The organism is Streptomyces sp. NPDC028419, from assembly GCF_055565515.1.
This window is the reverse complement of sequence record NZ_JBVHUE010000016.1, coordinates 170692-189826: the sequence shown is the minus strand read 5'-3', so window position 1 is coordinate 189826 and position 19135 is coordinate 170692. Positions and strand designations below refer to the sequence as shown.

The following is a 19135-nucleotide window of genomic DNA, read 5'->3' as shown; positions in this document are numbered from 1 at the left end:
GTCCGCGGCCTGAAGGGGGGGGGGGAGGGGGGGGGGTTGGGGGGGGGGGGGGGGGTGGTGGGGGGGGGAGATGGGGGGGGGGGGGGGGGGGGGGGGCCGGGCGCCCCCCCCCCCCCCCCGCCCGACTACCGGCTGTCAGCCCCGGATGGCAGGCTTGTCCTCGTGACCGAGATTGACGCAAAGATCGAAACCCTCGTCCCCGCCTGGCTCTACCTCCCCGACATCGCGGAGATGCTGGGCATCGAGGTGACCAAAGTCCGGCAGATGGTGAAGGAAGGCCAGCTCATCGCGGTGCGCCGCGGCGAGAACCGTTCCCTCCAGGTGCCGGCCGCCTTCATCGACGGCGACAAGGTCGTCAAGGGCCTCGTCGGCCTGCTGACCGTGCTGCGCGACGACCGCTTCACCGAGGACGAGATCCTGGAGTGGCTGTTCACCGCCGACCCCACCCTGCCCGGCACCCCGGTGCAGGCCCTGAGTGAGAATCGGGGCACGGAGGTGAAGCGCCGCGCTCAGGCGCTCGCCCTCTGACCTGATCCGCTCCACGTGGCGTGCGGGCCCGCCCACGGCCCGTACGCCACGACCACCACGGGGGTTTGTCCCATGCAGCAGCTGTCCGATGCCCGGCTCTACCTGTGCACGGACGCCCGCAAGCGGCAGGGCGATCTCCCCGAGTTCCTCGACGCCGTCCTCGCGGGCGGGGTCGACATCGTCCAGCTGCGCGACAAGGGCATGGAAGCGGGCGAGGAGCTGGAACACCTCCAGGTCTTCGCCGAGGCCGCCCGGCGGCACGGCAAGCTCCTCGCCGTCAACGACCGCGCCGACGTGGCCCACGCCATCGGCTCCGACGTCCTGCACCTGGGGCAGGGGGACATCCCCGTCCCCGCCGCCCGCGCCATCCTCGGCGCCGGCGTGCTGATCGGCCGCTCCTGCCACGCCGAGTCCGAGGTGGACGCGGCCGTCGCCGAGCCCGGGGTCGACTACTTCTGCACCGGCCCCTGCTGGCCCACCCCGACCAAGCCCGGCCGTTTCGCGCCGGGGCTCGACCTGGTCCGCTACACCGCCTCCCTCGCCCAGGACCGCCCCTGGTTCGCCATCGGCGGGATCGACGCCACCACCCTCGACGAGGTGCTGGACGCCGGCGCCGACCGCGTCGTGGTCGTCCGCGCGATCACCGAGGCCGACGACCCGGGCGCGGCCGCCGCGGCCCTCGCCCAGCGGGTCCGCGCACGCCTGAGCTGACGTACTGTCCGCCGCCGCCCCGCCATTTCGCCGGGACATCCGTCCAAAAACGTGTCCAATCGGTGGACGCCGCTTCGGTCGCCGCTGGACCGCGTCTAACCTGCGCGTATGGCCCTAGGTACCGCTTCCACCCGCCCGGACCGCGCTCGCACCGTCCGCGACATCCTCGCGTCCGGGAGCCCGTCGTACTCCTTCGAGTTCTACGCGCCCAGGACCGAGCGGGGTGAGCACAGCCTCTGGAACGCCCTGCGCCGGATCGAGGCCGTCGCGCCGAGCTTCGTCTCCGTGACCTACGGAGCCGGCGGGTCCACCCGCGGCGGCACGGTCAAGGCGACCGAGCGGATCGCCGCCGACACCACCCTCACCCCGGTCGCGCACCTCACGGCCGTCGACCACTCGGTCGCCGAGCTGCGCAACGTCCTGGGGCAGTACGCGGACGCCGGGATCCGCAACATGCTCGCGCTGCGCGGCGACCCGCCCGGCGACCCGCTGGGCGAGTGGATCGAGCACCCCGAGGGCGTGCTCTACGCCGCGGACCTGGTCCGGCTGATCAAGGAGTCCGGCGACTTCTGCGTCGGCGTCGCGGCCTTCCCCGAGATGCACCCGCGTTCCCCCGACTGGGACACGGACATCCGGCACTTCGTGGACAAGTGCCGTGCGGGCGCCGACTATGCGATCACACAGATGTTCTTCGATCCGGAGAACTACCTGCGGCTGCGCGACCGGGTGGAGAAGGCGGGGTGCGAGACCCCGATCATCCCTGAAGTCATGCCTGTTGTGAATGTGAAGACCTTGGACCGGCTGCCGGAACTGAGCAACGCAGTCTTCCCCGCGGAGTTGAAAGAGCGCATGCTCGCCGTCAAGGACGATCGCGCCGCTGTACGCTCCATGGGCATCGAGTTCGCCACGGAGTTCTGCGCGCGGCTGCTGTCCGAGGGTGTACCGGGACTGCACTTCATCACGCACAACTCCACGGCGACGCTGGAGATCTACGAGAACCTGGGCCTGCATCAGCGGGCCTGAACGGCCGTACCCGTGGGCGGCCTACCCGAGAGGGGCCATGCATGGGAATGACGGTCCTCTACATCGCGTTCGGCTTCGTCGCGCTGTGGCTGCTTGCTGAGGTACTGCTCCAGTACAAGGCCAGGTTGCGCTGGAGGCTGCTCGCCTTCACCGGCTTCGTGGGCGTGGTCGTCGGCGTCGTGCTGCCGTCGGTGCTGGTCATCGCGGCCGGCGCGACCGCCTTCGCGGTCGGCCAGGCCCTGGTGACGCTCTCCTTCCGCAAGGGCTTCGTGGCCGGCTGGGCCCTGCGCCGCGGCGGCGCACCCGTCCGGACCGCCAGCAAGCGGCGGCGCGGGGCGGGCGGCGAGCCCGCGCTGCGGGTGAGCTCCCTGGAGTACGGGGCGCAGGGCGCCGCGGACCCGGCCGCCGCGGCCCCGGTCGCGGACGAGGCGGGGACGTACGGCGCCGGGGAGGCCCAACCGACCCAGGCCTTCGCCTCCCCCTTCGCGACGCCGGAGCAGGACGCACACCAGTACGCGGCCTACTACGACCCCCAGTTCCCGCAGGCGCAGGCCCAGCATCAGGCTCAGCAGCAGTCCCAGCCGCAGTCCCAGGGCGACGGGTACGACTACCAGACCGGCTATCCGGCGGCGGGGGAGCAGCAGGTGTACGCGGCCTACTCCGACCCGTACATCGGCACGGGCGGCAGCGCCCAGCCCGCGGGGTACGGGGACTACGCGCCGTACGTCGACCCGTACGCGGCCCAGAACCAGGCGGCGCAGCAGCAGTACTCCATGGACACCCCGCCCGGTGGCGTGTGGGTGCCGCAGCAGCGCTACACGGAGCAGGACGCCCCACAGCAGCCGCAACAGGGCGCCCCGACGGACCCCCAGCACCCCTACCCGTACCCCCAGCAGGGCACGGGCGACTACGAGCCGTACCGCTACTGACGCGGCGCTACTGACGCGGCACTAGCGGGAGCCGCGGAAGTCGGTGCCCTCTACGATCAGGCCCGCCACCAGGGCGCCCGTCATGCCGGCGTGGGCCAGTCCGCCGCCGGGGTGGGCCCAGCCGCCCGCCAGGTACAGGCCCGGTAGGGCGGTGGTGTTCGCGGGGTAGAGCATCCGGCCGGCCGCGCCCGCGAGGGCGGGCGGCGGCACCGCGCCGTCCACCGCGCCCGTGTCCCGGGCGATGTCCGCCGGGGTGTGCGCCTCCTGCCACAGCAGCCGATCCCGCAGCCCCGGAACCGCCCGCGCGGCCGCCTCCAGCAGGTCCCCCTCCGCAACCCCGGTGGCGGAGCAGGCGACGGATACGGTGACCGCCTCGTGGTCCGCGTCGGGTCGGGTGGCCGGGTCGTCGGGGCGCAGCACCGTGACGGGCCGGGCGCCCGGGGAGTGCACCAGGGTGCGGTGGACGGCGTCGGCGGGCCGGGGGCCGCGCAGCGCGAGGAAGAGGGTGCTCCGGCTGAGGGCCCCGGTGCGCGGGGGCACCGCGTCCGCGGGCCAGGGCAGGGCGCCCGGCAGCAGCGGGGCGAGGAGTGGGCGCGGGTCGACCGCGCAGACCACCGTGTCGGCCGGGACCCGGGTCCCGTCGGCCAGCAGCACCCCGGCCGCCCGGCCGTCCTGCTCCAGCACCTCCCGTACCGCGGTGTCGAAGCAGAAGTCGACCTTCCGCTCGCGGCAGCGCTCGTACACGGCGGTGGCCAGCTCGCGCAGGCCGCCGCGGACGTACCAGCTGCCGAAGGTCTGCTCCATGTACGGGAGCGCCACGGCGGCGGCGGGGGCGGTGCGCGGGTCGATCCCGTGCCCGAGGACCATGGCCTCCAGCAGGGCCGCCAGCGGCCCGCCCAGCTCCCGCCCGGCCATCTCGGCCAGGGTCGGTGGGCGGCGGCGCAGCAGCCCGCTGCCGCGCAGCGCCGGGTAGGGGTCGCGGCCGAGCACCTGCCAGTCGGGCCACAGGGGCTCTTCCAGCAGCGGCCGGCGGGTGGCGTCCCAGGCGTCGCGGGCCCGCCCGAGGACGCCGCTCCAGCGGTCCCCCGAGCCCGCGCCGAAGGCCGCGTCGAGGACGGCGGCGACGCCGCCGCGCGAGACGCCGGGCAGGGTGAGCGCGGTCCCGTCGGCCAGCAGGTGGCGGGCGGCCGGATCCACCTGGGTCAGCTCGACGCACTCCTCCAGCGGGCGCTTGCCCGTCTTGACGAAGAGGTCGCGGTAGACGGCCGGCAGGTGCAGCAGCCCCGGCCCGGTGTCGAAGGAGAAACCGGCGCGCTCGAAGCGCCCCAGCGCCCCGCCGTAGGTCGCCGAGCGCTCGTACACCGTCACCCGGTGGCCTGCCACCGCCAGCCGGGCGGCCGTCGCCATCGCGCCCATCCCGGCGCCGATCACCGCAATTCGTGCCATGCGCCCGACCCTACCGAGTCACCCCGGCGGCCTGGTCGGCGAGGCCTGGGCCAGCCGCTTCTCCTCGCGGCGCTGGGCCCGGCGGCGCAGGAAGCGGCGGATCCGGGACCACAGGTAGAGCAGCAGCACGAGGCCGATCAGCAGCAGCACCCCCGCGATGACGGCGGCGGCCTGCGGATTGAACATGGCGAAGGTGACGATCCCGCCGACCCCGAGGTCCTCGGCCGTGCTCATCGCGATGTTGGTGAAGGGCTCGGGCGAGGCGTTGATCGCCATGCGCGTGCCGGCCTTGACGAAATGGCTGGCCAGCGCCGTGGAACCGCCGACGGCCCCGGCGGCGATGTCGGAGAGCGAACCGCTCTGTCCGGCGAGCAGCGCCCCGACGACGGCCCCGGAGACGGGTCGGATGACGGTGTGCACGGTGTCCCAGAGCGAGTCCACGTACGGGATCTTGTCGGCGACGGCCTCGCAGAGGAACAGGATCCCCGCGATCACGAGGACGTCGGTGCGCTGGAGCGAAGCGGGCACCTCGTCGGTGAGCCCGGTCGCGCCGAAGATGCCGAGCAGCAGGACCACGGCGTAGGCGTTGATCCCACTGGCCCAGCCGCTGGTGAAGACCAGGGGGAGGACACTCACCCGGTCATCATGCAGCACGCCGCCCGGTCGGGCGGGGAAACCCGCAGACGAGTGAGGGGACGCGCGCCAACCGGCGTACGTCCCCTCACCCCAGGTCTTGCGGGACCTAGCGGTCCTGCTGGCCCTGCTCGTCGCGGCGGCGCTGCCAGCGCTGCTCGATCCGGTTCATCATGGTCCGGCGCTGCCGGTTCTGGCCGAGGCCGCGGTCACCGGCGCTGCCGGTCACGGGCTGCTCGCCAGGTTTGGGTGCTTTGCGCCATCCGGTGACCGCGAGAACCGCACAGCCCAGCATGACGAGGAATCCCACCACACTGACCCAGATCAGGTTCTGCGCGACCATTCCGGTCATGAGGAGCGCGATACCCACCAGAAAGCCTGCGACCGCCTGGTAGACCCGTCGCCGGGTGTACGTACGCAGCCCGCTTCCCTCAAGCGCTGTCGCGAACTTGGGATCTTCGGCGTACAGCGCTCGCTCCATCTGCTCGAGCATTCGCTGCTCGTGCTCCGAGAGCGGCACGGGAGTCCTCCTCATCCGTCGGTCGCGCGGGGTAGCGACCGGGGGTCCCCTCCAGGATAGGCAGGGAATCGCCCCCGTGAAACCCGCCCCTCTACGCCATTTCGCCAAACCGTACCGTCGTAAGGCCGGTCGTTGAGGCGCTTATTCCCCAACGGTCCGTCCACCATGCCCGCCGGTGTCCCCCGATCATACGGGGCCGACCGGCTGAACGGGGTGTTCCGGGCGCTACTCCGTAATCGACAGCGCCGCAGATCAGGCCCGCTTCTCGCCCAGGACGTGCAGCTGCGTGGCGACCGCGTGGAAGGCGGGCAGCTCGGCCGCCGCTTCCTCCAGGCGCAGCAGTGCCTCGACGGCTCCCGGCTCGGTGTCCACCAGGACTCCGGGGACGAGGTCGGCGAAGATCCGCACCCCGTGCACGGAGCCGACTTCGAGGCCGGCTCCACCGACCAGCTCGGCGAGCTGCTCGGCGGTGAAGCGGCGCGGCACCGGGTCCCCGGCGCCCCAGCGGCCCGCCGGGTCGGTCAGGGCCGTCCGGGCCTCGGTGAAGTGCCCCGCCAGCGCGCGGGCCAGGACGGCCCCGCCCACACCGGCGCCGAGCAGGCTGAGGACGCCGCCGGGGCGCAGCGCGGCGACCGCGTTGGCCACGCCCTCGGCCGGGTCGTCGACGTACTCCAGCACGCCGTGGCACAGCACCGCGTCGTAGGCGTCGCGGTCGACCACGTCGAGCAGGCCCTGGGCGTCGCCCTGGACCCCGCGCACCAGATCGGCGACCCCGGCCTCGCCGACCCGGCGCTCCAGCCCGAACAGCGCGTTGGGGCTGGGGTCGACCACGGTCACGCGGTGGCCGAGCCGGGCCACCGGGACGGCGAACTTGCCGGTGCCGCCGCCGGTGTCCAGTACGTCCAGCACGTCCCGTCCGGTCGCCTTGACCCGGCGCTCCAGGGCGTCCTTGAGGACCTCCCACACCACGGCGGTGCGAAGGGAGGCGCGGGGGCGGGAAGTGTCCGACACGGCTGATGGCTCCTCGGCGCGGAAGGGGTGAGCGGTCAGTGACCCACCCTATTGCCTCCGCCGCGCGTTGCCCTCGTCGGTCGGCCGGGTCATCCCAGCTCGGGGCGGTCCGGGCGGGGCGCCGGGAGCAGCGGTTGCAGTCCCAGCATCCGGTCCACCAGGCGCAGGAACATCGCCGTGGCACGCACCAGGTCGTCCGCGTCACGGTTGCTCGCGGCATCCGCTATGCCCGCCTCGGCCCGGGCCCGGCGGGCGGCGCCCGAGGCGAAGAGGGCGCTCCACTCGGTCAGTTCCGGAGCGACCTGGGGGAGCACCTCCCAGGCGCTGCGTATCCGGGGTCGACGGCGCGGGTGCACGGGCTCGGGCCGCCCGCGCGCCGCCAGCACGGCCGCGGCGGCGCGCAGGGCGGCGAGGTGGGCGGTGGCGTACCGCTCGTTGGCCGCGGGTAGGAGGGCGGCCTCCGCGAGTCCGCGCCGGGCCTTGTCGAGCAGCTCGACGGCGGCTGGAGGGGCGGTCGATGTGCGCAGGACGGGGTGGACAGGGGACGGGGACGGTGTGGCCATGACGAACCTCCTGTCGTTGCGTGTGCGTGCTTCTGCTCCCCATCGTGAGGGCACCCACTGACAATCGCCCTGACCAGCGGTTTTGCTGGCAAGTGGCGCATAACGCCCCCCGGGCGTGCGGGGGATGGGCGGAGGCTGGTAGTTTTTGAACTGACCAGTCAGTTCAAAAAGAGGGGGAGGGTGTGGACAGCCCGCACGGAGCGGCCGTCACGGCCGAGGACTTCGGACTCAAGGGGCCGCGCGGTTGGGTCTTCCGAGGCGTGTCGCTGAACGCCCCGGCCGGCTCGCTGATCGCCGTCGAGGGGCCCTCCGGCAGCGGCCGGACCTGCCTGCTCCTCGCGCTGACCGGCCGGATGAAGCCCACCGAGGGATCCGCCGAGATCGCCCGCCACCGACTGCCGAAGAAGATGGCCGCGGTCCGCCGCATCACCGCCCTCGGCCCGGTACCCGGCGTCACCGACCTCGACCCCGCGCTCACCGTGGCCGAGCAGCTGCGCGAGGGCGCGCTGCTCCAGCGCCGCTACGACGGCCCGGTCCGCGCCCTGCTGCGCTCCCGCGCCGAGCGCGCCTCGGGCACCCGGGCACGGATCGACGCCGCGCTGGCCGCCGTCGGGCTCCGCCTGGACACCCTGCCCAAGGGCCCGCGCACTTCGGTCCGCGACCTGGAGCGGCTGGAGGCGCTGCGCCTCTCGGTGGCCGTCGCCCTGCTCGGCGGTCCCCGCCTGCTGGCCGTCGACGACATCGACCTCAAGCTCTCCGGCGCCGAGCGTGCCGAGGCCTGGACGCTGCTGCGGCACATCGCCGACTCCGGCACCACGGTCATCGCGGTGTGCAGCGAGGCGCCCGCCGACGCGGTGGTCCTGCGCACGGGCACGAAGAACGACGCGGCGAAGAACGACGCGGTGGACAGCGCGGCGGCGCAGAGCGACGGCACGCAGAACGACGGCACGAAGGGGACGGACGATGCGCTCGCCGAAGCTCGCCGCGCTTGAGCTGAAGCGGTTTGGTCGGGGGAAGCTGCCCGCCGCCGCGCTCGTGGCCCTGCTGCTGCTCCCGCTGCTCTACGGCGCCCTGTACCTCTGCTCGTTCTGGGACCCGTACAGCCGCCTCGACAAGATCCCGGTCGCGCTCGTCAACGCCGACAAGGGCGCCGACGCCGCCGGCAAGCACATCGACGCGGGCGCCGAGATCACCAAGAAGCTGCGCGAGAGCAAGACCTTCCAGTGGCACGAGGTCGACTCCGACGAGGCGGCCAAGGGCCTGGAGAAGGGGAAGTACTACCTCTCCCTCACCATGCCCGCCGACTTCAGCCAGAAGATCGCCTCCAGCTCCGGCGAGGACCCCACCACCAGCGCCCTCCAGGTCCGCACCAACGACGCGAACAACTACATCGTCGGGTCGATCTCGCGCACCGTCTTCGCCGAGGTCCGCTCCGCCGCGTCCACCAACGCCTCCCGCGGGTTCCTCGACAAGATCTTCGTCTCCTTCTCCGACCTGCACGACAAGACGGCCGAGGCCGCCGACGGCGCCGCCAAGCTCAAGGACGGCGCGGGCAAGGCCAAGCAGGGCGCCGAGGACCTCGCCAACGGCCTCGACACCGCCAAGGAGAAGACCGGCGAGCTGGCGGGCGGGATCAAGAAGCTCGACACCGCCGCCGGACAGCTGGAGACCGGCACGAAGGACCTCGCCTCCGGCACCCAGGCCCTCGCCGACAAGGTCCACGGCGCCGCCGACAAGGCACGCCCGCTGATCAAGGACCCCAAGCAGCTGTCGGACACCGCCGAACTGGTCGCCGACACCGCGCACACGGTCAACAACCACCTGGACGCCTTCGCCAAGAAGGCGCCGGACGCCGCCCGCATCAGCCAGCGGGTCTCCACCGGCGCGGCCTCGGTCTACACCGACGTGTGCACCAAGGCGACCGGCCCGCAGCCCGCCTCCTGCCCGCAGCTCAAGAAGCTCAAGGACGACGCCGCCGAGGCCGCCGAGCTGAGCGCCGACGTCAACACCCTGGTCAAGGACGCGAACGGCGACCTCGGAAAGCTCAAGGGCCAGCTGACCACCCTGGAGAAGCAGGCCCGCGACCTGGCCGCGAAGGCCCCGGCGCTCTCCTCCGACCTCGACGCGGCCGTCGCCAAGGTGGACGCCCTCAACACCGGGGCCCACAAGGTCGCCACCGGCACGGCCCAGCTGCACACCGGTCTCGGCACCGCCGCCACCGGCTCCTCCGGCCTGGAGAGCGGCGTCGGCAAGCTCGGCGCCGGCGCGCACACCCTCGACGGCGGCATGTTCAAGCTCGTCGACGGCACGGGCGACCTCGCCACCGGTCTCAGCGACGGGGTGAGCAAGATCCCTGATTACGACCAGCCGCAGCGCGACGCCCGCACCGAGGTCATGGCCGACCCGGTCAAGCTCGCCAACCAGTCCCTGCACAAGGCGCCCAACTACGGCACCGGCTTCGCCCCGTACTTCATCCCGCTCTCCCTCTGGGTCGGCGCGATGGTCGCGTACATGCTGATCGCCCCGCTCAACAAGCGCGCCCTGGCCGCGGGCGCCTCGCCCTGGCGGATCGCCTTCGCGGGCTGGCTGCCGGTGGCCGGGATCGGTGTCCTGCAGGTGGGCGCGCTGATGTCCGTACTGCACTGGGGCCTCGGCCTGGAGATGGCCCGGCCGGCCCTCACCCTCGGCTTCCTCGCCGTGGTGACCGCCTGCTTCGCGGCGATCGTGCAGTGGCTGAACGCCAAGTTCGGGGCGGCCGGGCGGATCCTCGTCCTCGTCGTACTGATGCTCCAGCTGACCTCGGCGGGCGGCACCTACCCCGTCCAGACCAGCCCCGGTTTCTTCGGCGCGGTCCACCCCTACCTGCCGATGTCCTACGTCGTCGAGGGCCTGCGCCGCCTGATCACCGGCGGTGACCTCACTCCGGTGTGGACGGGATTCGCCGTCCTGGCCGCCTTCACGGCGGGCGCCCTCGCCCTCACCTCGCTCGCCGCCCGCGGCAAGCAGGTGTGGACGATGGACCGGCTCCACCCCGACCTGAGCCTTTAGGGAGCCGGAGACCTGTGAGAATCAGCGCCATGGACAGCAGCAGCACCGGTACTGGCACCGGTCGACGCCAGGCCACGCGGCAGAAGCTCTACGAAGCGGCCGTCACCCTCATCGCCGAACAGGGCTTCTCCGCGACCACGGTCGACGAGATCGCCGAGCGGGCCGGGGTCGCGAAGGGCACCGTCTACTACAACTTCGCGAGCAAGACCGACCTCTTCGAGGAGCTGCTCAGGCACGGGGTGGGGCTGCTGACCGTCTCCCTGCGGACCGCCGCCGAGGAGACCGAGGCGCGCGGTGGCACCCGGGTGGAGGCGCTCGACCAGATGATCCGGGCCGGTCTCGTCTTCATCGACCGCTACCCGGCCTTCACCCAGCTGTACGTCGCCGAACTCTGGCGGACCAACCGCGCCTGGCAGTCCACCCTCATGGTGGTCCGCCGGGAGGCGGTGGCCGTGGTCGAGACCGTGCTGCGGGAAGGGGTCGAGCGGGGGGAGCTGAGCGCCGAGATCGACGTGCCGCTGACGGCGGCGGCGCTCGTCGGGATGGTGCTGGTGGCCGCGCTGGACTGGCAGTCCTTCCAGAGCGAGCGGTCGATCGACGACGTGCACTCGGCGCTGTCGTTGCTGCTGCGGGGGCGGGTCAGCGGGAGCCGGTGACCCGGTCGGCGGTGTCCGCCGTGCCGGGTGGTCGCATAGAACTGAGTATCCGTACCTAGGCGTACAAATGAGTACGCGCACGGATGGGCTCCCACCTGCGGTGACCGCAGAATGGGGGCGACGGACGGGCCTCGGCCCGCACCGCGGACACGGGGCCGCGGAGCGGGGCGGGGTGCCCGTCGCCGGGTGCGGGGCGGGGGGCTCAGCAGTCGGAACGGAACGCCGGGGCGTTCCGGCTCGGGGGGATCGAGCCGGACCGCCCCGGCGTTCCGCGTTCCCCACCCCCGCCGGAGCCTCCGCCGGGGCGGGCATTCAGCCCGCGGCTGTGCCTCCGGCGGGTCCTCAAACGCCGGACGGGCTGGGTTTGCGGTCTGCCCGGGGCCGGGTTTTCTTGGCCTGGTCCGGTGTGGGTGTGCCTCCGGCGGGTCCTCAATCGCCGGACGGGCTGGGTTTGCGGCTTGCCCGGTTTTTGAGGACCTGCCGGGGTGGGCTGGGCTTTCGGCTTGCTGGGGCGGGGGTTCAGCCTGCGGCCGTGCCTCCGGCGGGTCCTCAAACGCCGGACGGGCTGGGTTTGCGGTCTGCCCGGTTTTCGAGGTCCCGTCGGGCTGGGCTTTCGGCCTGCCCGGGGCGGGTTTCCTTGGCCCGCCCCGGTGTGGCTGTGCCTCAATCGCCGGACGGGCTGGGTTGCGGCCTGTTCCGTCTTTCAGGGCCCGCCGGGGCGGGGATTCAGCCCGCCCGGCGTTTGAGGGCCCTCGCCGGAGGCGTCCCCGGGGGAGGCGGGGAGTTTCAGCCTGCCCGGCGATTGAGGGCACCCGGCCGGTGGCCCGGTCAGGTGCGGCGGGGGCGTAGGCGGTGGGTCAGGGCGGTGGCGTGCTGGGTCAGGGTGGACCAGCGGGTCGAGGTGGCCCAGGCCACGCGGGCCGCCGAGCGGGGGGCCAGCAGGGCCCGTAGCCGGGCGGGGCGGGAGAGCGCGGCCAGCAGGGCCCGGCGGACCGCCAGGACGTCCGGGGCCAGCCCGGCCCCCGCGGGAGCCACCGCGTCCGGGCGCGCGTACAGCTCCCGCTCCACCGCACCCGCGACCCGCCGCACGGCCTCGGCGGCATCCGCCTCCAGCCGTCCGCCCGCCACGATCCGGGCCGCCGCGGCCCGTGGGGAGAGCGCCTCGTCGGGGACGATGCCGACGTCCCACGCCGCGTCCCCGAGCTCCCGCCACGCTTCCAGCGGATCCCCGGAACGCAGCCGCCGCCCCCGTACCCGGCCCCGCCACAGCAGCGGCACCACCGGAACGGCCAGCAGCAGGACGGCCAGCGCCGACCAGGCGAGCACCGCACCGACCGGGACGCCGTCACCGCCGCCGCCCGCGCCCGCGCTCGCCGCCGCGTTCCCGCAGTCGCCGAGCTGCTTCTGCTTCGGCGTGCAGTCCTCGGACTGCGAGGGAGCGGGCGTCGGGGCGGAGGCCGATGCCGAGGGCAGCGCGGCCGAGGCGGACGGCTGCGAGACCGGGGTCTGCGGCCGGGTGTACGCGGGCGCGTTGCCCCGCTGCGGGGTCGGCTCGAAGCGGGTCCAGCCCACGCCCTCGAAGTAGAGCTCGGGCCAGGCGTGCGCGTCCCGCATCGTCACGACCACGCTGCCGTCACCCTGCTTGGTGCCGGGCGCGAAGCCGACGGCGACCCGGGCCGGGATCCCGAGGGAGCGGGCCATCGTCGCCATCGAGAAGGAGAAGTGGATGCAGAAGCCGCGCTTGTCCGCGAGGAACTTCGCGATGGCCTGCGAACCGCTGCCCGAGGCGACCTTGGTGTCGTAGGTGAAGCCGCCGTCGACGGCGAAGTAGTCCTGGAGCTTCACGGCCTTCGCGTAGTCGCCGCGCGCGCCCTGGGTGACCTTGCGGGCCGTCTCGGAGACCACCGACGGCAGGTTGTCCGGCAGCCGCGTGTTCTCGCCGAGGACCTCGGGCGCGGCGGGCGGGGCCGCCGCGAGCTGCTCGGCCGTCGGCCGCAGCTCGACGCTGCGCACGGTGTACTGCGCGCCCTGGGCGTTCTGGTACCTGTCCTTGCCCAGCTGCTCGCCGACCAGGGTCCGCCCGACCGGTTCGAAGCGCCAGCGGCCGCGGACGTCGACGGCGGTCGCCGGGTAGGGCATCGGCAGGTAGCGCTGCGCGTAGGTGCTCGACGCCGAGATGCTGGTGCGGATCTCGGCGGAGGAGGCCAGCACGTCCCGGGCCAGCCCCGGCGGGTTCGGCAGCTGTGCGGGGAGGTCGCTCAGCGGGCGCGCGGAGGCCTCCCACTTGACGCCGTCGAACTGGTCGAGGGAGAGGATCCGCAGGTACTGGTCGGAGAGCTGCTTGCCGTCCGTGCGGTACTTCAGCACCTCGCGGTCGTCCTGAGTGTTGAGGCTGTCCTGGAGGGCCACCAGCGGGTTGACCGCCTGCCCGACCCCGGTGCCCACGCCCCCGCCGCCCCCGCCGCCCCGCGCGTCCAGCAGTCCGCTGCTGAGGGCGGGCAGGGCCGCCGGGACCGCGAGCGCGAGCCCGAGGGCGACCGCGCCGATCCGCCGACCGGTCCGTACGGGGGCGAGCGGGCGGTTCCCGACGCCCAAGCCGGTCCGCGACGGGGGCCCGCCCGGGGCGGCGCCGCCGAAGACCCGGCCCCACTGGGCCAGCCGGTCCCGGCTCTCGGCCAGCAGCATCAGCAGGTAGCCGCAGCCGGCCAGCACGAACCACAGCCAGGACGCGCCGCCGCCTCCGCTGAGCCCGGCGGCCACCGAGTACAGCGCGAGCAGCGGCAGCCCGGCCGCCGCGGCGGCCCGTGCGGTCACCGCCAGCATGTCCACGAGCAGCCCGATCCCCAGCACGCCGGTGATCAGCAGCAGCCGGATGCCGTCGGTCAGCGGTGCGGGGATCGCGAACTCGCCGACGTCCCGCACCCCCTGCCCGTACAGCCCGCCGAAGTCCGTCACCAGGTACGCCAGCGGGCCCGAGCCGGTGGAGGCCCCCCGTCCGGCGAAGAGCAGCATGAGCAGCAGCAGCGACACCAGCAGCTGCGCGGCCACCGTCAGCGGGCGTGCCAGGGGCACCCGCCGGGCCGCCGCGCCCACCCCGCTCTGCACGGCGGCCAGCGCCGCGGCCTGGAAGATCCAGGTCGCCGGATGCACCAGCGGCAGCAGGGCGCCCGAGGTGAGCAGGGTCGCCAGCAGCGCGAACAGGGTCAGTCTCGCCCGGCCGCTCATGGCCTGCCTCCGGAAGTGTTCGCGTCGTGGCCCTGGCCGGTGGCCGCCTGCCGCCACAGGTCGGCGAAGGCCGTCCCGGGGGGCACGGCGACCGCGGTCCAGCCCGCGTCGCGCAGTTGTCGCAGTCGTTCGGCCAGGGGGGCGGGCGGCCCGGCGGCGGCCGCCGCGGGGTCGGCCCAGGCGTCGGTGTCCACCACGAAGGCGATCGCGCCGCCGGTGCGGCCGCGCATCTTCGCCGCCATCGCGGTCTGTACGTCGTCCAGCTCGCCCAGGAAGGCGACGAGCAGCCCGTCCTGGCCGCCGCGCACCGCGTCGTGGGCGCGCGAGAGCCCGGCGCCGTCGGAGTGCCCGACGATCGCCAGGGTGTCCATCATCAGCCCGGCCGCCTCGGCGGACTCCTGGCCGGTCGAGGAGAAGCCTCCGGCGCCCTCGCCGGGCACCGCGTTCCCGGTGTCGGTCAGCAGCCGGACGGAGAAGCCCCGCTCCAGCAGGTGGACCAGGGTGGAGGCGGCGCCGGAGACGGCCCATTCGAAGGCCGAGTCGGGGCCCGCGCCCTCGTAGGCCAGGCGCCGGGTGTCCAGGAGCACGGTGGCCCGGCTGCGCTGCGGCTGCTCCTCGCGGCGCACCATCAGCTCGCCGTAGCGGGCGGTGGAGCGCCAGTGGACGCGACGCAGGTCGTCGCCGTGCCGGTAGCCGCGCGGGATCACGTCGTCGTCCCCGGCGAGCGCGAGCGCGCGCAGGCTGCCGTCGCCGTAGCCGGAGGACTCCCCGGCCAGGCGCACGGGCGGCAGCGGCTCGGTGCGCGGGACCACGGTGAGGGTGTCGTAGGTGCTGAACGAGCGGGTCAGCTCGACCAGCCCGAAGGGGTCGGCCAGGCGCAGCTGGAGCGGGCCGAGCGGATAGCGCCCGCGCAGGTCGGAGCGGACCCGGTAGGACACCTCGCGGCGGCCGCCCGGCTCGACCCGGTCCAGCACGAAGCGGGGCCGGGGCCCGAGCACGTACGGCACCCGGTCCTGGAGCATCAGCAGGCCGGTGGGCAGCCGGGAGACGTTGTCCATCCGCAGCTGCACCCGGGCCTCGGCGCCCGCGGGCACCCGCGCGGGGGTCAGCCGGCGGCTGCCGGAGACCCGGTAGCGGGTGCGGTGCAGGGCGAAGACGCAGATCAGCGGCAGGACGGCGAGGAGCAGCCCGACGCGCAGCAGCTCGGACTGGCCCAGGACGTAGGCGCAGATGGCGGCGGCGATGCCCGCGGCCAGGAAGGACCGGCCGCGCGTGGTGAGGCCGGAGAGCGCCGCGCGCACTCCGGCGCCCTCGCCGCCGGCACCGCCAGGGGTACCGGCGCCCATCAGAAGCCCCGGACGCCCGCGCCGGGCGGCTGCTCGCCGCGCGCGCCGGCGGCCGGGACCGGGGTGCGCTGGATGATCTCGGCGATCAGCTGTTCGGCGGTGCGGCGGCTGAGCTGGGCCTGCGCGGTGGGCAGCAGGCGGTGCGCGAGCACCGGGCCGGCCAGGGCCTGGACGTCGTCGGGCAGCACGTAGTCGCGGCCGGTCAGGGCGGCGGAGGCCTTGACCGCGCGGAGCAGGTGCAGGGTGGCGCGGGGCGAGGCGCCCAGGCGCAGCTCGGGGTGGCTGCGGGTCGCGGAGACGAGGTCCACGATGTAGCGCCGGACGGGTTCGGCGACGTACACCTCGCGGACGGCCTCGATCAGCTTGAGGATGTCGTGGGCGTGGGCGACGGCGGTGAGGTCGTCGAGCGGGGAGAGCCCGCCGTGCACGTCGAGCATCTCCAGCTCGGCCTCGGGGCTGGGGTAGCCGACGGAGACGCGGGCCATGAAGCGGTCGCGCTGGGCCTCGGGGAGGGGGTAGGTGCCCTCCATCTCCACCGGGTTCTGGGTGGCGACGACCATGAAGGGCGCGGGCAGCCGGTAGGTCTGCCCGTCGCTGGTGACCTGGCGTTCCTCCATCGATTCCAGCAGCGCCGACTGGGTCTTGGGCGAGGCCCGGTTGATCTCGTCGCCGATCACGATCTGGGCGAAGATCGCGCCGGGCTTGAACTCGAACTCGTGGCGCTGCTGGTCGTAGATGCTCACGCCGGTGATGTCGGAGGGCAGCAGGTCCGGGGTGAACTGGATCCGCTGCACCGAGCAGTCGATCGACTTGGCCAGGGTCTTGGCCAGCATGGTCTTGCCGACGCCGGGCACGTCCTCGATGAGGAGGTGCCCCTCGGCGAGCAGGACCGTCAGCGCGAGGCGGACGACCTCGGGCTTGCCCTCGATCACGCTCTCGACCGAGCGGCGGATCCGCTCCGCCGTCGTGGTCAGATCAGCGAGGTTCGCTCGGTCGTCATACGTGGTCACCTGGTTCTCCTGTGCCCTTTCACCGGGCCGACGCCCATTGCGCATGTCCGGCCCACCCCGAAAGACACATTGTTGACGGCGTTACGGCCCGGTGTCACTCAAGAGAGGGCACTGATCTCGCGCAGGAGCCCGGTGTGCACGTCGAAGACGAAGCCGCGCACGTCGTCGCGGTGCGGCAGGAACGGGTTGGTCCGCACGCGCTGCATGGACTGGCGGACGTCCTGGTCCACGTCGCGGAAGGCCTCGACGGCCCAGGCGGGGCGCTGGCCGACCTCGTCCTCCAGCTCGTGCCGGAAGTCCTCGGTCAGGCTCTCCAGGCCGCAGCCGGTGTGGTGGATGAGTATCACGCTGCGGGTGCCGAGCGCCCGCTGGCTGATGGTGAGCGAGCGGATGGTGTCGTCGGTGACCACGCCGCCCGCGTTGCGGATGGTGTGGCAGTCGCCGAGCTGCAGGCCCAGGGCGGCGTGCAGGTCGAGGCGGGCGTCCATGCAGGCCACGACGGCCACCTTCAGGACCGGACGGGCGTCCATGCCCGGGTCGGCGAACTGCGCGGCGTAGCGGGCGTTCGCGTGCACCAGGCGGTCGGTGACGGTCTCGCCGTCCGTGGTCTGGGGCGCGGACTCGGCAGGCAGGTGTGCGGAGGTCGTCATGTCTACGACGGTAATGGTCACCGCTGGTGTAGGCAGGGAGAGAGGATGGACAAAGAACGTCAATGGACCTTGTTGTGAGCTAACCCACAAGGGTGGGGCGGGCGCGGCCGTCCGGGTGATTCGCACCATTTGCCGGTTCATCGGGAGAGCGGCGCACGGCGCGCGGGGCGGTTCGTTGACCGCGGCGACCGTTGGACTAAAGTGGCGCGAACCGGCCGGGGCCCGGCCCTCACCGGCCCCCCGGCCCCCGATGAAACTCCGCGTGCGCGGCGCGTACGCACGGCCCGGCCTCCTCCGGCTCACCGGCCGGCCCGGTGGTGCGTACGCCTGCCGCGCCGTTACCTGAGAGGGCGCTTTGACTAGCGAGTCCCGACACGTCCCGGTGATGCTCCAGCGGTGCCTGGACCTGTTGGCCCCGGCGCTGGAGAGGCCCGGGGCCGTCGTCGTCGACTGCACCCTCGGCCTCGGCGGCCACAGCGAGGCCCTGCTGACCCGGTTCCCCGAAGCGCGCCTGATCGCGCTCGACCGCGACAAGGAAGCGCTGCGGCTCTCCGGCGAGCGGCTCGCGCCGTTCGGCGACCGCGCGACCCTGGTGCACGCGATCTACGCCGACCTGGCCGAGGTGCTCGACAGCCTCGGCACGCCCACCGTCCAGGGCATCCTCTTCGACCTCGGCGTCTCCTCCATGCAGCTGGACGAGGCCGACCGCGGCTTCGCCTACGCGCAGGACGCGCCGCTGGACATGCGGATGGACCAGACGACGGGCATGAGCGCCGCCGAGGTCCTCAACACCTACCCGCCGGGCGAGCTGGTGCGGATCCTGCGCCAGTACGGCGAGGAGAAGCAGGCCAAGCGGATCGTCTCCGCGGTGGTGCGCGAGCGCGCGAAGGAACCCTTCAGCAACAGCGCCCGACTGGTCGAACTGATCCGCGACGCGCTGCCCCAGGCCGCCAAGCGGACCGGCGGCAACCCGGCCAAGCGGACCTTCCAGGCCCTGCGCATCGAGGTCAACGGCGAGCTGTCGGGCCTGGAGCGGGCGATCCCGGCGGCCGTGGAGCGGATCGCCGTCGGCGGCCGGATCGCGGTGCTGTCCTACCACTCGCTGGAGGACCGCCTGGTCAAGCAGGTCTTCGCGGCCGGCGCCGCGAACACCGCGCCGCCCGGACTGCCCGTCGTGCCGGAGAAGTACCAGCCGAAGCTGAAGCTGCTCACCCGCGGCGCGGAACTGCCGACGGAGGAGGAGATCGCGGAGAACCGCCGCGCGGCCCCGGCCCGCTGCCGCGGCGTCGAGCGGATCCGGGCGGAACACCTGTGACCGCGGGCGGGCGGCGGGCGCACCGGGAGGAGATCGGGTGAGCAAGGCCGGGCGGACGCCCTTCGTGCTGCTGGTCGTCGTACTGCTCGCGGGCGGGCTGATCAGCCTGCTGCTGCTCAACTCGGCGCTCAACCAGGGTTCCTTCCAGCTGAGCAAGCTGAAGAAGGAGACCACCTCGCTCACCGACGAGCAGCAGGCCCTCCAGCGCGACGTGGACGCCCAGTCGGCGCCCGACGCGCTGGAGCGCCGGGCCCGCGAGCTGGGGCTGGTACCCGGCGGCAGCCCGGTCTTCCTCGGCCCCGACGGCAAGGTCAGCGGCACGCCGACCGCCGCCGAGGTCCCGCCGCCGCCCTCCCCGCCGCCCGCGGCCGCCTCGGGCGCGCCGCAGTCCGCGCCCCCGTCCGGCGCGCCCTCCGCCCCGCCGTCCGCCCCGCAGCCCGCAGCCCCGCCCGCCGCGGCGCCGGGCGCCGTCCCGCCCCCGCCCTCCGCGGGCAAGCCCACCCCGAACCCCGGCAGGTGAC

Annotated in this window: 18 protein-coding genes; 9 read left to right on the top strand and 9 right to left on the bottom strand. The window is 73.7% G+C overall.

The window, feature by feature from the left end; translation table 11 throughout:
- Positions 1–162 precede the first annotated feature (162 nt).
- The 4 genes from ACZ4UB_RS20405 (at position 163) to ACZ4UB_RS20390 (ending at position 3191) form a co-directional block, all read left to right on the top strand.
- On the top strand, positions 163–528 hold the full coding sequence (locus ACZ4UB_RS20405; RefSeq protein ID WP_468071908.1) for an Rv2175c family DNA-binding protein: 366 nt from the start codon (positions 163–165) through the stop codon (positions 526–528).
- A 72-nt stretch (positions 529–600) separates the two neighbouring features.
- Complete coding sequence (gene thiE, locus ACZ4UB_RS20400; protein WP_354383883.1) at positions 601–1239, top strand: thiamine phosphate synthase; 639 nt, start codon at positions 601–603, stop codon at positions 1237–1239.
- 108 nt (positions 1240–1347) lie between these two features.
- Positions 1348–2262 carry a methylenetetrahydrofolate reductase [NAD(P)H] gene (gene metF, locus ACZ4UB_RS20395; RefSeq protein WP_354383884.1) on the top strand — a complete coding sequence of 305 codons (915 nt, stop codon included), beginning with the start codon at positions 1348–1350 and terminating at the stop codon, positions 2260–2262.
- A gap of 41 nt (positions 2263–2303) precedes the next feature.
- On the top strand, positions 2304–3191 hold the full coding sequence (locus tag ACZ4UB_RS20390; RefSeq protein ID WP_468071905.1) for a hypothetical protein: 888 nt from the start codon (positions 2304–2306) through the stop codon (positions 3189–3191).
- Between the two features lie 21 nt (positions 3192–3212).
- Here ACZ4UB_RS20390 and ACZ4UB_RS20385 read toward each other — a convergent pair whose 3' ends face one another.
- From ACZ4UB_RS20385 to ACZ4UB_RS20365, 5 genes are all read right to left on the bottom strand, one after another.
- Positions 3213–4637 carry a phytoene desaturase family protein gene (locus ACZ4UB_RS20385; protein ID WP_468071903.1) on the bottom strand — a complete coding sequence of 475 codons (1425 nt, stop codon included), beginning with the start codon at positions 4635–4637 and terminating at the stop codon, positions 3213–3215.
- Between the two features lie 18 nt (positions 4638–4655).
- Positions 4656–5273, bottom strand: a complete 618-nt coding sequence (locus ACZ4UB_RS20380) for a DUF4126 domain-containing protein (RefSeq protein WP_354383887.1) — start codon at positions 5271–5273, stop codon at positions 4656–4658.
- Positions 5274–5379: 106 nt separating this feature from the next.
- Positions 5380–5790: a DUF3040 domain-containing protein gene (locus ACZ4UB_RS20375; protein ID WP_354383888.1), complete on the bottom strand. Its 411-nt coding sequence runs from the start codon at positions 5788–5790 to the stop codon at positions 5380–5382.
- Between the two features lie 252 nt (positions 5791–6042).
- On the bottom strand, positions 6043–6801 hold the full coding sequence (locus ACZ4UB_RS20370) for a methyltransferase (RefSeq protein ID WP_354383889.1): 759 nt from the start codon (positions 6799–6801) through the stop codon (positions 6043–6045).
- An 89-nt stretch (positions 6802–6890) separates the two neighbouring features.
- Positions 6891–7364, bottom strand: coding sequence for an SAV_6107 family HEPN domain-containing protein (locus ACZ4UB_RS20365; protein ID WP_354383890.1), 474 nt, complete (start codon positions 7362–7364; stop codon positions 6891–6893).
- Between the two features lie 182 nt (positions 7365–7546).
- Between ACZ4UB_RS20365 and ACZ4UB_RS20360 the strand changes: the two genes are divergently transcribed.
- The 3 genes from ACZ4UB_RS20360 to ACZ4UB_RS20350 are packed head-to-tail and all read left to right on the top strand — an operon-like array spanning position 7547 to position 11068.
- Positions 7547–8356 (top strand): ATP-binding cassette domain-containing protein, encoded by an 810-nt coding sequence (locus tag ACZ4UB_RS20360; RefSeq protein WP_468071900.1) that lies wholly within the window; start codon positions 7547–7549, stop codon positions 8354–8356.
- Positions 8328–10412 carry a YhgE/Pip family protein gene (locus tag ACZ4UB_RS20355; RefSeq protein WP_468071898.1) on the top strand — a complete coding sequence of 695 codons (2085 nt, stop codon included), beginning with the start codon at positions 8328–8330 and terminating at the stop codon, positions 10410–10412. Before ACZ4UB_RS20360 ends, ACZ4UB_RS20355 begins: the two co-directional genes overlap by 29 nt.
- A gap of 29 nt (positions 10413–10441) precedes the next feature.
- Positions 10442–11068, top strand: coding sequence for a TetR/AcrR family transcriptional regulator (locus tag ACZ4UB_RS20350; RefSeq protein ID WP_385781011.1), 627 nt, complete (start codon positions 10442–10444; stop codon positions 11066–11068).
- 828 nt (positions 11069–11896) lie between these two features.
- On the opposite strand, the gene ACZ4UB_RS20345 is transcribed toward ACZ4UB_RS20350, so the two are convergent.
- From ACZ4UB_RS20345 to ACZ4UB_RS20330, 4 genes are all read right to left on the bottom strand, one after another.
- Positions 11897–14293, bottom strand: coding sequence for a transglutaminase TgpA family protein (locus ACZ4UB_RS20345; RefSeq protein ID WP_468071896.1), 2397 nt, complete (start codon positions 14291–14293; stop codon positions 11897–11899).
- Entirely contained in the window at positions 14290–15639 is a 1350-nt protein-coding gene (locus tag ACZ4UB_RS20340) for a DUF58 domain-containing protein (RefSeq protein ID WP_468071894.1), read from the bottom strand. The genes ACZ4UB_RS20345 and ACZ4UB_RS20340 overlap by 4 nt, the downstream gene beginning before the upstream one ends.
- Positions 15639–16649, bottom strand: a complete 1011-nt coding sequence (locus tag ACZ4UB_RS20335; RefSeq protein WP_468071893.1) for an AAA family ATPase — start codon at positions 16647–16649, stop codon at positions 15639–15641. The genes ACZ4UB_RS20340 and ACZ4UB_RS20335 overlap by 1 nt, the downstream gene beginning before the upstream one ends.
- Before the next feature lie 98 nt (positions 16650–16747).
- On the bottom strand, positions 16748–17299 hold the full coding sequence (locus tag ACZ4UB_RS20330) for a beta-class carbonic anhydrase (protein ID WP_468071891.1): 552 nt from the start codon (positions 17297–17299) through the stop codon (positions 16748–16750).
- A 385-nt stretch (positions 17300–17684) separates the two neighbouring features.
- On the opposite strand from ACZ4UB_RS20330, the gene rsmH reads away from it, so the two are divergent.
- Together rsmH and ftsL are read left to right on the top strand one after the other, a co-directional pair.
- Positions 17685–18614, top strand: a complete 930-nt coding sequence (gene rsmH / locus ACZ4UB_RS20325; protein WP_468071924.1) for a 16S rRNA (cytosine(1402)-N(4))-methyltransferase RsmH — start codon at positions 17685–17687, stop codon at positions 18612–18614.
- Between the two features lie 37 nt (positions 18615–18651).
- Positions 18652–19134: a cell division protein FtsL gene (gene ftsL, locus ACZ4UB_RS20320; RefSeq protein ID WP_468071889.1), complete on the top strand. Its 483-nt coding sequence runs from the start codon at positions 18652–18654 to the stop codon at positions 19132–19134.
- Position 19135 lies beyond the last annotated feature (1 nt).